9 protein-coding genes are annotated in these 13,105 nt (G+C 60.3%); 3 read left to right on the forward strand and 6 right to left on the reverse strand.

All coding sequences use genetic code 11. From position 1 onward, the window contains the following. Window positions 1-446: 446 nt before the first annotated feature. The gene (locus H8S11_RS01835) at window positions 447-1,292 is read right to left on the reverse strand and encodes a tyrosine-type recombinase/integrase (protein ID WP_147571420.1); all 846 of its coding nucleotides are present in this window, start codon (window positions 1,290-1,292) and stop codon (window positions 447-449) included. 380 nt (window positions 1,293-1,672) lie between these two features. Between H8S11_RS01835 and H8S11_RS01840 the strand changes: the two genes are divergently transcribed. Beyond that, window positions 1,673-5,770: a DUF6923 family protein gene (locus H8S11_RS01840; RefSeq protein ID WP_186851979.1), complete on the forward strand. Its 4,098-nt coding sequence runs from the start codon at window positions 1,673-1,675 to the stop codon at window positions 5,768-5,770. Between the two features lie 124 nt (window positions 5,771-5,894). Here the strand turns inward: H8S11_RS01840 and hslO are convergent, their stop codons facing one another. Genes hslO through H8S11_RS01855 form a run of 3 tightly spaced genes read right to left on the reverse strand, consistent with a single transcriptional unit; the run spans window position 5,895 to window position 7,824 of the window. Further along, the gene (hslO, locus tag H8S11_RS01845) at window positions 5,895-6,773 is read right to left on the reverse strand and encodes an Hsp33 family molecular chaperone HslO (protein ID WP_186851980.1); all 879 of its coding nucleotides are present in this window, start codon (window positions 6,771-6,773) and stop codon (window positions 5,895-5,897) included. Window positions 6,774-6,778: 5 nt separating this feature from the next. After that, a complete protein-coding gene (locus H8S11_RS01850; RefSeq protein WP_186851981.1) occupies window positions 6,779-7,531 on the reverse strand; it encodes a class I SAM-dependent DNA methyltransferase in 753 nt (250 codons plus the stop codon). Then, window positions 7,531-7,824, reverse strand: a complete 294-nt coding sequence (locus H8S11_RS01855; RefSeq protein WP_147571416.1) for a YerC/YecD family TrpR-related protein — start codon at window positions 7,822-7,824, stop codon at window positions 7,531-7,533. The genes H8S11_RS01850 and H8S11_RS01855 overlap by 1 nt, the downstream gene beginning before the upstream one ends. Before the next feature lie 237 nt (window positions 7,825-8,061). Here H8S11_RS01855 and H8S11_RS01860 point away from each other — a divergent pair, with 237 nt between their 5' ends. Both H8S11_RS01860 and H8S11_RS01865 read left to right on the forward strand, forming a co-directional pair. Further along, on the forward strand, window positions 8,062-8,619 hold the full coding sequence (locus H8S11_RS01860) for an RNA polymerase sigma factor (protein ID WP_186851982.1): 558 nt from the start codon (window positions 8,062-8,064) through the stop codon (window positions 8,617-8,619). Next, window positions 8,616-10,292 (forward strand): hypothetical protein, encoded by a 1,677-nt coding sequence (locus tag H8S11_RS01865; RefSeq protein ID WP_186851983.1) that lies wholly within the window; start codon window positions 8,616-8,618, stop codon window positions 10,290-10,292. Before H8S11_RS01860 ends, H8S11_RS01865 begins: the two co-directional genes overlap by 4 nt. Before the next feature lie 36 nt (window positions 10,293-10,328). On the opposite strand, the gene H8S11_RS01870 is transcribed toward H8S11_RS01865, so the two are convergent. Further along, on the reverse strand, window positions 10,329-11,645 hold the full coding sequence (locus H8S11_RS01870) for a helix-turn-helix domain-containing protein (protein WP_186851984.1): 1,317 nt from the start codon (window positions 11,643-11,645) through the stop codon (window positions 10,329-10,331). A gap of 131 nt (window positions 11,646-11,776) precedes the next feature. Beyond that, window positions 11,777-13,105: a putative ABC transporter permease gene (locus H8S11_RS01875; protein ID WP_186851985.1), complete on the reverse strand. Its 1,329-nt coding sequence runs from the start codon at window positions 13,103-13,105 to the stop codon at window positions 11,777-11,779.

The raw sequence follows: 13,105 nt of genomic DNA on the forward strand, positions 1-13,105 counted from the left end.
TTTCCGAATATCCTCATCCCCTTTCCGCGCGGGACAAAAAGGCCCAGCCTACAAGGGCTTCTTGACCTTCGGGACAGAATCAGCCTTCTGTCATAATAGGATAAGGTGTTAAAAATGCTGCCTTGTCCATTAACACTTGGAAGGATGACAAAATCAGCCTTCTGTTCTGGATAAGGTCGGGGAGAGCGGCCCTTTTGTCCTCAATAGCCGCTTCATGGGGCGGAAAAAATAAAAAAGCCGCTCTGGAGAGCGACTTTTTGTCAAATCATGGGCATGGAAACACAGGCCGGCGAAAAAATGGATTCGTCGGTCCTGATTTTCATGCCTTGGAAGGCAAAAACACTTGCTTTTTCGGCCTTCCCCTGATATGATTATTGTTATGTAATGGATGTATCAGCCTTTTCCTCTCAATTTTTTGGGACAGAAGGCTGATTCTGTCTATAAGGCTAGGACACCAGCCTCAACCGCTCCAAGGCGCGGGCGTGCTCGGCGCCAGTAGAGATGAGGTAGATACGGGTCGTTTCAATGGAGGAGTGGCCCAACACATCGGCCAGCTTGGCCACGTCCCGGCATGCCCGGTAGAAGGTTCGGGCGAATAGGTGGCGCAGATTATGGGGAAAGACCTTGGAGGAGGCTACCCCAGCTTTCTGGCAGAGCCCCTTCATCTCCGCCCAGATCTGTTTCCTGGATAAGCTCTTTCCGCCTCTGGTGAGGAATATCTCACCGGAGGCGATTTTTTGTTTCCTGGCGTATTTCAGCAGCTTGCGGCACAGCTTGCCAGGGATGAGAATGGCACGGATCTTGCCCTTGAGAGATATCTCTGCTCTGCCCCGCTGGGCGGCCTCCACAGTGAGATATCTTACCTCGGACACCCGGACCCCGGTGGCACAGACGCTCTCCAGCAGCAGCTCCAGCCGCTCCTTTCCGGCCGCGCCCGCCGCCGCTACAAGACGGCCGTACTCCTCCCGTGTCAGCTCCCGGTCCGAGTCCCGGAACAGCCGCCGCTGCAGCTTCAGGTGACGCACCCGGCAGTCCGCCCAGCCGGCAAAGGCCAGAAAGCGGTCCAGCGCCGTCAGCTTGCCGTTCACCGTAGAGGGAGACTGGCCCTCCTCTAGCAAGCGCTCCTTCCACCGGGCAACGGAGGCCTTGGTTACTACGCCGCCCGCCAGAAAGGACGCGAACTGCGCCACATCCCGCAGGTATTTCTCTACCGTCGCCGCGCTTCGCTCCTCATCTTCCAGCCGCTTCCGAAACCGGATCAGATGCTCTCCGCTGATACTCCTGTTTTTCATGTCCCGCTCCTTTCCATGTTTCCTCTTAGTGTAACCGTTCAGGGTCGGTTCGTATCCTCTTTCGCAGGGCTGATGTTGCAAATTGATACCAAACATACCAAAGGGACAGGAACCTTGTGCCCTGGAACGACAAAACGCTCTCTTACATGAAAAGATGTTTCCATGTGAGAGGGCATTTCATCCATCGTGTATTGCTCAGGAGAAAATAGAGTCTGGGCTATTGCTGGCAGGAAAAAAGATCGCTCCTTTTGAAGCCGTTTCTGAGGCGGGAGCCTTCGAATACCCGGTCCAAGTGCCCGAAGAAGGCGTCATGGCATAATATGGAGTGGCGGCGTAGGCCAATTTTCAGCCGCCAATTTTAACAGGGAGATGTATTTCAAATGCCAGCCACCATCACCGGGGTCGTCTATGACGACCTGGACCGAAATGGTCAGTTTGACGGGGGCGAACCGGGGATCCCCGGCGTTTCCATGACATTATACAGGGCCGTAGGCAGCTGTACTACTGTGCAGACCGATGCCTTTGGCCGCTATTCCTTCTCTGTGGCGGCCGCCGGCAGTTATACGATATATGAGCCGGTGGTCCAACCCACCTCATGTCCGCCCTCAGCTTTTCCACAGCCGGCGGGCTATCTTCACTCCAATACTCCGCGCAAAGCGGATGTTACCGTGACTGCCGCTCAAGTGGAATCCAATGCGGAGATCTCCGGACAGAACTTCGGACACGACGCCCTGAGCGCGCCGCTGCCCTGCTCCAGCCGGATGATTCAGTTTGTAGGGCGGCCCACCAACTGGTACGACATCGATCTGGTCACGGGGCAGTCGGTGCTGCGCGGGGCGGTAGACCCAGCCCACGATGTAAACGCCATTGGGTACAGTCCCCTGGATAACTATCTCTATGGCTATGACCAGACGACCAACAACCTGGTGCGTGTAGATGGGGACGGGACCCTGACCCAACTGACTCGCCCTAACGGAATGCCGGCTGCCGGCTACAACACCGGGACCTTTGACGCGGCCGGATTCTTTTACCTGTATATCAATGACGCGGCCCGCTACTACACAGTGGATCTGCGTCCCGGTTCGGCCACCTATTTGAAGCTGGTAGACCCCAGAGCGGGCTATGTGGAGCAGGCGGCAAACTATGGCACGCCCTTGTCCTCCGCGGTCAACATCAGTGACTGGGCCTACGACCCGGCGGACGGAAACCTGTATGGTGTGCAGCGCAACGGGGTGCTCACTCGAATCGTCCCCACCACTGGCCAGGTCACGGCCCTGTCCACCACCGCCCCCAATCCAAATGCGTCTTTCGGCGCGGTGGTCATAGACAGCACCGGGACTGTCTACGCCATCGCCAACAACGACGGAACGGTATACCGCTATACCCACAGTGGCAACACTGCCGTAGGAGTGCCCTTCTCCACCACCTTTTTTGCCTCCTTTAACGACGGGGCCATCTGCCCCCGGACAGTGGTGGAGCCCACAGCGGACTTGCAGATGACCAAGACGGCGGACCCCAATCCCGCTACTGCGGGGGGACCGCTGACGTACAGCATCAAAAACTATAACAATGGCCCCGACCCGGCACAGGATGCCCAACTCACTGACACAGTCCCCCAAGAGATGCTGTCCCCCCAGTTCTCCATGGATGGGGGAAGCACCTGGCAGCCCTGGACCGGCTCGACCCCTCTGGGAGACATCCCGGCAGGGGACAGCGTCACAGTGTTGATCCGCGGGACCGTGGACCCAGCGGCCACAGGGAGCATCGTCAATACCGCCGTAGTCAGTTCTCCTACCTTTGACCCGGACCTGTCCAATAACACAGACACCGTGGAGGTGCCGGTGGGGGAGGAGGCGGACCTGTCTCTGCTGAAGCTGGGCGCTCCCAAACCCGCCCGTCCGGGGGACCGGGTGACCTATACTTTCGCGGTGGGCAACGCCGGCCCCTCCAGTGCGGTAGATGTCACCTTAGAGGATCAGCAGCCCGCTGGACTGGACGGCCTGGAGTGGTCGCTGGACAACGGAGCCACTTGGCAGCCGTGGAGCCCAACTCTCCCCCTGGGGACTTTGATACCAGGGGTGGCCAGAGTGGTGCTGCTGCGGGGCGTAGTCAGCCCTGCGGCCGGCCAGACCATTGTCAACACGGCTGCCGTGACCAGTCCCACCCCGGACCCGGACCCCAGTAACAATACCTCCACGGATATTACACCCGTTGACCTGGCCGCCGACCTGGCGGTTACCAAGACCGGGGCGCCCAGTCCGGTATCTGCGGGCGGGGTACTGACCTATACCGTGGAAGTTTCCAATCTGGGGCCGGCGGACGGACAGAACGTCCGCCTTACCGACCCCCTACCTGACCAGCTGTCCAACGGGGAGTATTCTCTGGATGGTGTGACCTTCCGATCCTGGACCGGGTCTCTGTCCCTGGGCACCCTGCCGGCGGGCGGCGCACGGACCGTTGTCCTCCGGGGGACGGTGAGAGCGGATGCCGCTGAGACCATCCAGAACACCGTGACCATTACCAGCGACACTCCAGACCCAGATCCCACCAACAACACAGCCACGGAGCTGACCCCAGTAAACACTGCCGCCGACTTGGCAGTAACTAAGATCGCTTCCCCGAATCCGGCTATCCATGGTCAGTTGCTGACTTATTCTATCCTGGTCCAAAATCTGGGCCCGGACCCGGCGGTGGATGGCCAGATCACCGATATGCTGCCCGCCCTTCTGCTGGGGCAGGAGTTCTCTCTGGACAACGGGGCCAGCTGGCAGCCGTGGACGGGAAGCTATGCCCTGGGGACCATCGCCAATGGGCGGCAGATACAGGTGCTCATCCGGGGGACGGTGAGCATGGACGCGGAGGGCCTGGTGGAAAACACCGCGACCGTGTCCAGCAGCACCCCGGACCCGGACCCCGGCAACAACAGTGACACGGTACGGATCCCGGTAGACGTTTCCGCTGACCTGGCGGTGGTCAAGACGGGGCTGCCGGTGGCGGTTCGGGCGGGGGAGCCCCTGGTCTATACCATGATAGTGACCAATGCGGGCCCCTCCGCTGCCCAGGACGTGGAACTGGCGGACCAGACGCCGGGTGCCCTTCTGGGGCCCGAGCTCTCCGTGGACGGAGGGATCACTTGGGTACCCTGGTCCAGCCCCTATCCGCTGCGTACCCTGCTGCCGGGGGACAACAGGACAGTCCTTATCCGAGGGACAGTGTCCCCCTCGGCCCAGGCTGGCCCCCTGTCCAACACCGCGGTAGTATCCAGCACTACACCGGACCCAAATCCGGACAACAACACGGATACCGCACCGGTGGAGGTGGAGCAGTCCGCCGATCTGAGTGTGGTAAAGGAGGGCGGGACCTCTCCCGCGGTGCCCGGCCAGCAGTTCCAGTACACCATCACGGTGGGAAACAGCGGCCCCTCGGACGGACAGAATGTGATTCTGACCGACTCGGTTCCGGCCGCCCTGCTGGGACAGGAGTTCTCGTTGGATAACGGGGCCACCTGGGCACCCTGGTCCAGCCCCTATGGGTTGGGCATCCTGCCCGCCGGACAGAGCCGCTCGGTCCTGCTGCGGGGCACTGTAAGCACAACTGCGGGAGATACCCTGGTCAACACAGCGGTGGTGGCCTCTACTACCCCGGACCCGGACCCCAGCAACAACAGTTCCACTGATGTGACTCCGGTGCTCCAGACGGCTGACCTGGCGGTGGTCAAGACGGGGCCCGTGGACCCGGTCCAGCCCGGTCAGAGCTTGACCTATACTATCCTGGTGACCAACCGGGGGCCGAGCACTGCCCAAGGGGTAATATTGGCGGATATCACTCCGCCGGAGCTGTCCAATGTAGAGTTCTCCTTGGATGGCGGAGCCACCTGGGGCCCCTGGAGCGGGAGCTATCCTATTGGAGAACTGCCGGAGGGTGGGGCGCGGTCCTTCCTGATCCAGGGTGGATTGGCGGTGGAGGCCCGAACCAGTGTCACCAACACGGCCGTCGTGTCCAGCACTACGCCGGATCCAGATCCCACAAATAACTCATCCACCAGCGTGGTACCCATCGCGGGCGGCACGGATCTACAGTTGAGCAAGTGGGCGCCAGGTTACGTCCAGCCTTGTCAGACGCTGGTCTATGTGCTTCAGGTGACCAACCTGGGGCCAGAAACGGCGCTGCAAGCGGTAGTGACAGACCAACTGCCGGCGGAGTTGAATGGGGTGATGGTGTCACCCGACGGCGGCGGCACCTGGCAGCCCTGGATTGGCAGCTACGAGCTGGGGGATATCCCCTCCGGGCAATCCCGGTCCTTGCTGCTGGCCGGGCAGGTGGATGCCTGTGCCCAGGGCGTCCTTGTCAACCGGGCGGCGGTAACTGCTCTGTCCCTGGAGTTGAGGCCCGAGGACAACGAGGCATCGGCGGCCACGGTGGTGTGGAGGCCCTGGTGCCAGGGCCCGATGCCCCGGCACCGCCAACTGCCCTGCTGAAAAGAGAGATGCCGGAAGGATATCCTTCCGGCATCTTCTAAAATTAAAACAGAGTCCTGGAGCCTCACAAGCTGTTTACGAAAAGAGAAGATCAGGGCTGACCCGCCTGGGCCAGCCCTGATGCTCACATATTGGCCAAAATGTCCTCCAGTTCCTCCCTGGAGTAGCGGTACACTTTGTCGCAAAACTGGCAGGACAGCTCCGCCTGGCCCTGCTCGGCGATCAGTCCGGACAGCTCTTGCCGCCCCATGCTGATGAGGGCGCGGGTCACCCGGTCTCGGGAGCAGTAGCACCGGTACTCCACCGGATGCTTCTCCAGGATCTCCAGCTCAAAGTCCTTCAGTACCGCTTTCAGCAATCCCTCGCCGTCCAGTCCATCGGCTAGAGCGTGGCTGACCGAGCCCATGGCATGGACCCCGGCCTCTATCTTGGATATCATCTCCTCGTCGGCGCCAGGCAGAAGCTGGATGAGATAGCCGCCGGCAGCGGTGACAGACTGGTCCAGCCCTACCAGTACACCCAGGGCACAGGCGGTTGGGATCTGCTCGCTCTCCACAAAGTACATGGCCAAGTCGTCAGCGATCTCACCGGAAAACAGACCGATAGACCCCACATAGGGCTCCTTCAGTCCGATGTCCTTGATGACGGTAAGGGTGCCGTCGGTTCCCACCGCGGCCCCCACGTCCAGCTTGCCCCGGTACTTCTCCATCAGGTCCACCTGGGGGTGCTGGACATAGCCCCGGACGTTGCCCTCATAGTTGGACACCGCCAAAATGGTGCCCAGGGGGCCGCCCCCTTTGATTTGAAGGGTGAGGGAGCCCTGCTCCTCCTTGAGCATGTCGCCCATCATAGAGGCCCCCAGCAGAGCCCGCCCCAGGGCGGCGGTGGACATGGGCAGCAGCTTGTGGATGTTTCGAGCCCGCTCCACCACGTCCCGTCCAGTGACAGCGACAGCTTTGACCAGGCCGTCGCCGGTTATTGCTCTTACGATTTCGTCGCGCATAGGTATTACTTGTCCTTTCTCGCGGTGAAAAAAACGCGCTGTTCCCCGTCCACGGGGGGACGCATTTTCAATTCTCCGAATATCCTGATCTGGGAAAAACCCGCCTGCCGGAGCATGGCCGTCAGCTCCTCCGTGGTGTAGGCCCGCTCCCGGTGGAGCTCCTCCCCCCGCTCCCACTGGCCGGTCCTTTCGTCCAACTGGAAAATATCCATGAAATAGGAACAGATGCGGCCGCGCCGGGAGTACTCCGCCCGCCAGACGCAGTAGGCGTCCTCAGTTTCATCCAAAAAGACCTGACCGTCCAGCCCCTCCAGCTTTTCCACCGTGTTTACGTCAAAGAGAAACAGACCCCCAGGCATGAGAAACAGGTGGACCCGCTCAAAGGCCCGCTGGAGCTTTTTCGGATCGGTAACATAGTTGACGCTGTCCAGGCAACACACACAGGCGTCGATGGTGCCGTACAGGTCCAGCCTCTCCATGGGCTGGCACAGGAAGATGGGCTCAATGGGGGCGGTGCCCCGGTTTTTCTCCGCCGCCTCGGCCAGCATCTCCGGCGACTGGTCCACTCCGATCATCTCATAGCCCCGCAAGGCCAGCTCCCGGGTGAGGGAGCCCGTGCCGCAGGCCAGGTCCAGCACCGTCCTGCCTGGCAGGGGCTGGCGGCGGAAGTGCTTTTCGATATAGTCGGCCCAGGCGGGATAGCGGACATCATAGGTCAGCTGGTCATAGCAGCCGGCCAGAAAGCGGTAGCTGTTCATCACCGCCGCTCCTTCAGGCGGGGGATGACCCGCTGATAGCCCTCCGCCCCGTAGTGGAGGCACCGGTTCACCCGGCTGATGGTGGCGCTGGAGGCCCCAGTCTTTTCCAGAATGTCGCTGTAAATCAGGCCCTCATCCAGCAGCATGGCCACTTCCATCCGCTGCTCCATGGCCTTCAGCTCGGACACGGTACACAGGTCCTGGAGAAAGCGGCGGCACTCGTCCTCGTCCTTCAGGGTCAAAATGGCGCGATACAGGGTATCGCTGGCCTCTTTATCCAAAAATTTTGACATAACAGGCTCCTTTCTCCCGATGATTCCAAGGGTGGGGGATATCTCCACACTTCTATATTTTAACAGGCTACCATGTGAAAGTAAACAAAAAAATACAGCCAGGGGACCGGCACCCGAGGTCCGCCCCTCGTAGCTTTTTTCACCGGCCCATGATAAAATAAAAAATCAATCCGATGTCATATCGCACGTTCTTTTACGTCTAGAAGGATGAATAGGATTTTGGAAGGAGGTGCGGCCGTGGAGGACACAGACATCATCCAGCTGTATTGGGCCCGGGACGAGGGGGCCATTGCGGCCACCGACGAAAAATACGGCACGCTGTGCCGCTCTCTGTCCCACAATATCCTGGCCAGCCGGGAGGACGCGGAGGAATGTGTCAACGACACCTGGCACCGGGCCTGGAATACCATGCCGCCCCAGCGGCCTGCCTCCCTGCGGGCCTATCTGGTCCGATTGGTCCGCAATTTGTCCATCGACCGCTGGCGGGCCCGGAAGAGCCAGAAGCGGGGAGAAGGGCTGGAGGCGCTGGTACTGGAGCTGGAGGACTGTGTGCCAGCCGTCCCCAGCGCCGAGGAGGAGACAGAGGCGCGGGAGCTCTCCCGGACCATTGACCGCTGGCTGGACGGTCTGCCGAGAGAGGACCGAGTTCTGTTTGTCCGCCGATACTGGTACGGACAGCGGCTGGATGAGCTGTCCGGTCAGCTGGGCTGGTCCCCAAACCGGGTGAGCCAGCGGCTGCTCCGCCTGCGGACGGGTCTGAAGCGGTATCTGGAGCGAGAGGGGGTAGTGCTGTGAGTGACAAGAGTGAGAGGATCTTTCAATCTCTGAGCGACATTTCAGACCAGAAGGTAGATGAGGCGGCCCGGAGACCGGCCGGAAAGCGGCCCGCCCCCCGTTGGAGGCGGTGGACCGCCCTGGCCGCCTGTCTGTGCCTGGTGGCGGGGGCGGCAGTGTGGTATCTGCCCCGGATGGGGGGGAGCTCATCCAACAACGGCCTGGGCGGGAGCGGAGCGGACGGGGTGACCAATTTCATGTCCTATGCAGGCCCGGTGTTTCCCCTGACCTTGGCGGAGGAAAACGGGGCTGTCACCGCCCAGCGGGAGATCACTCTGGACTTTCAACCCTGGGTACCCCGGTGGATCTCTAATGAGGAGATGGCCGCCGAAGAAGCGGCCTGGGGGGAGGAGAGCTACGATAAGATCCTAAGTGATCTCCGGGAGAGCTTCCCCGATGGGGGTTACTCCAGCCGGTCCACGGACCTTCTGATCCGCGACCGCTATGTACTGACCAATCACTCCGACCAGGAGCAGAGGGTCCAGGTGCTCTACCCCTTTGTCAGCTCCCTGAGGGACTTGACGAAGCGGATGCCAACCCTGTCTGCGGACGGCGAAGAACTGGAAACTGTCCTTCACCCCGGCGGATACTCCGGCGGCTTTCAGGACACCGAGGGACAGACAGATGGGGAGCGGCTGAACCTGCGGGGGCTGGACTCCTGGGAGGCGTACCGGGATCTTCTGTCCGACGGCTCCTATCTGGAGGGAGCCCTGGGGGATTACCCAGACCTGACAGGCGTGCCGGTGACGGTCTATCGATTCACCGATCCCTGGGGGCCGGAGCAGGACGAGAAGGCCGACCTTCCAAACCCTACCCTCCGGGTGGAGTTCGAGCTGGACTATGACAGGACCACTGTTCTCTCCTACGGCTTCCATGGCGGCTTCTACGATCGGGAGGCGGGGATCATGGGCCAGAGCTTCTCCATTCCTCAGGAATGGGAACGGGATCACGACCGACCCTATTATTTAATTGTCCTGGGGGACGACGTGGCCAATATGACCACCCAGGGCTATAACACCGGGGGCTGGGACACGGACAAAAAGATAGAGGCCGGGGTGGATATCCAGCGGTATGAGAGCGATCTGGATACCGCCCTTCGGGAGGTGGCCGCCCTGCTCTATGAGACGGATATGGAGCGGTGGAGCAAGGACCTGTGGGGCCTGCGCCACCCCGCCCAGGCCACGGTGGACTTTGAGATGTACTACGGCCTGCTGTGCGGCTATCTGATGAGCTACGGCCTGCTGTCAGAGGACCCGGCGGAGCGGTATGAAACCGGCTGGCTGGAAGAGGTGGACTTTGAAGTGGCAGACCGTGTATGTTATCTGGAGGGGGAAGTGACTATCCCCGCTGGCGGGACAGTGGAAGTGACTGCCCAACTGGTCAAGAATGCCAGCTTCGATTTCTATTGTGCTCACACCGAAAACGAGGGCGTATACGGCTATGACCTGGTGACCAGGCTGGGCTCCGCCCTCACCTTTACCGGCCAGAGCGCCGTTCTGGAGGACCGGGAGCAGATCAAGATCGTTCGGCAAAACTTTGGGTTTGAGCCTGAGAGCGGGATACGGACCGTGGAGCTGAATCCGGAGGAGGAGCACTACTATCTGGCGGTCCGGCGGGTGGAGACAGAGGAATAGGAAAAGACAGCGGACTGTGACCAGTCCGCTGTCTTTTTATCCCGCAAGCCCCCAGCCGTCCGGCTCGCTGGGGAAGTCAAAGCTGGTGCTGAACCAGGTGATCTCATCCCCCTCTACTCGGGAAGCGGGGAGAGAGGGGGTGACTATCTGCCGGCCGTACTGGTCGGTGACCAGGGCGGCGAAGACCAGCTCATCCCCCTCCTGGAGATCCAGCTCCACGGAGGGAAGGTGGAACCACTGCTCCGCCTTCTCAAAGCCGTGATGATTGTCTGGACGGCTACATGGCTCCAGCCAAAAGAGCAGTGCTCGGTTTCGGAACAGTCCGAGCTGGACCTGCTTGACCTGGGATTGACCAATATCCTCGTTGACCGCAGAGACGGAGGCGGACAGCCCTGTGAGGAAGCCATAATTCTCTCTCACATGGAACAGGCCGTCCTCTCCACGGGGAATATTTAACAGGGCACTCTCCAAAAGAGAGATACCTACCGCTGGTAGACTGCTGCCGTAGAGAGAGGAATAGTTACCCAGTAGTTGAGTCTGGCGTGTTCCCTGGTCCACCAGGACTGCGGATAAGGTGATGCTGTCTGTCAGAGGGCAGGTGATCTGGCCGGAGAACTCCTGCCCCGGTCCAGGAACGGCGGGAACGTCCACCAACCCATCCCCGGTATCAGCATGGAGAAGGATCTCCAGCCCCTCAGTATAGGTCTTGGGCACCACACGGACCGAAAAGGTGACAGTATTGGACGCCAGGTCGGCGGACTGGATATTGGTAGCGTAGTCGGCCACCAGACTGTTCTGGGATTTTAGGATCTCCTCCACCCTGCTGGTAATGGAGCCGATTTGACTATTGACCGAGTAGGTAATATTGCCCACGGAATTGGCCAGGTCGGTGTATTGGCGGTCCAGCTCCTTCAACCGGGCGAAGAGGGAGCGCCCGGCCAGAAGGACAAGCAGCAGGGCCAGACAGGCGGCGCCGTAACGCAAGCGCCTGTGGCGGGGGGAGCGGCTTTCCCGAACCTTCTGCTCCACCAATTCCGACACCCGCTCCTGCTGTTCCGCGGTGAGCTGGCTGGACTGCTGATAGCGGGACAGGATCTCCTCGACCAGTTTCAACTGGGCAGGGGAAAGATCGTTGGAGATGTGCTCCTCCTGGTCCTCCTCCACACCGAGCAGCCAGCCGACGGATACATGGAACAGGCGGCTGAGAGCCACCAGTTTGTCCACATCGGGCAGACTGGAATCAGATTCCCATTTATAAATAGACTGTCGGGATACGCCGAGAGCCTCGCCCAGCCCCTCCTGGGACAGATCCAGCTCCCGGCGCTTGGCGGCGATACGTTGTCCGGTCGTCATGGTCATCGGCCTCCTTTGCATTCACCCTAGCAAAAAGGGGAGAAAAAGACCACCTCCTCGCGGTTTGAATCCTGCTAACCAGCGGTTTACATTCTCCGGAATCCATTGGGGCGCAAGGAGTTTAGAGGACCTCAGTCCACCAAAATAGCATTGGGATAGATGCGCTCCATGCGGCTGTCTGGGAAACGGCGGTCCAGAAGCTGTCCCAGCGCGGTGTCGGGCGGAGCGTCCATAGTCTGACGCTGGGTGTACCGTCCCATGGCCAGACAGGACACGGCGATGTTGACCACCATAAAGAGGATGAGGACCCAGGAGAGGACCCGGCCGATCCGGAGAGGGAGCCGCTCGATCCACTGGGAGAGCCGGGGGTAGATGGACTTGAGCCACACGACAGCGGCGATGCCCCAGAAAAAACAGTATAAAAGATTGATGCGTCCGCCCAGATTGAAGGGCAGGTGGCTGTAATCCCAAAACACCGTGCCGAAGACCAACTCGGTAAAAACGGAGCAGAGATACTCATAGACGCCGCCCACCACGGTTCCAACAAGAAAGACGTAGCTGTCGCTCTTGTGCCGGTACTTGTACAGAACAGCGGTGAGCAGGACGGCCCCCAGCCCCCAGACAATGGAGAAGGGGCCGTAGACCACGCTGCTTCGGCTCATCCACACCCCGGCCGTGATACGGCAGAAGATGGTTTCAATCATGTCGCCCAGAAAGGCGCCGATCAAAAACAGCCACAACAGCTTGTAAAAGCAGCAGCCCTGGGCAAAGACTCCGGACGTTCCTTTTTTGGCGGTTCTGCGGCGGGCCTGTTCCTCCAGCCGCTCCCGCCGTAGGCCGTAGGCCCTGGCCATACGGCGCTGGATATACCGGGTGACGGCGTTATCCAGATGGTCGGTGAGACGACGGAGCCGGAGGGAGAGCTCACTGGGCTCCTTCAGACTGGTATTGAGCTGGAGCAGGGCGGCCAGAGAGGTAAGCAGGTCGCCGGCCAGCAGACAGAACAGGACCAGCAGGATGAGCTGACCGACAGAGCGGGGAATCAGTCCGGCCAGCCTGACCAGCAGGGGGTTGCCAAAATAGAGGCACAAAAGGGCCATCCCGCCCCAGAGAAGGGAGTATCCCAAACAGATGTGACCCTCGAATTGAAAGCGGTATCTGGAGTAGTCCCACCACTTCTGGCCGGAGAGATGTTCCAGTAGGATGCCGGTGAACAGTTCAAGGCCGGTGGCAATAATCAGGCCAAAGAGAAAGAGAAAAAAGGGCGTATTTTTCAGTTCGGGCAGAAAGATGGCGAACAACACAGCCGCCAGGCCGTAAACCGGGGAGAAGGGGACATTCAAAAACCCCCGATTGATAAGCCGCCGCCGTTTGGCGGCCGCCAGAGCGGTTTCACCCAGCCACCCCAAAAAGGAGTAGGCCAGAAAGAACCAGAGAAGCTGATATACTGTATATTCCAT

The sequence above is a fragment of the Flintibacter hominis genome, assembly GCF_014287965.1.
Classification (GTDB): Bacteria; Bacillota; Clostridia; order Oscillospirales; family Oscillospiraceae; genus Lawsonibacter; species Lawsonibacter aceti.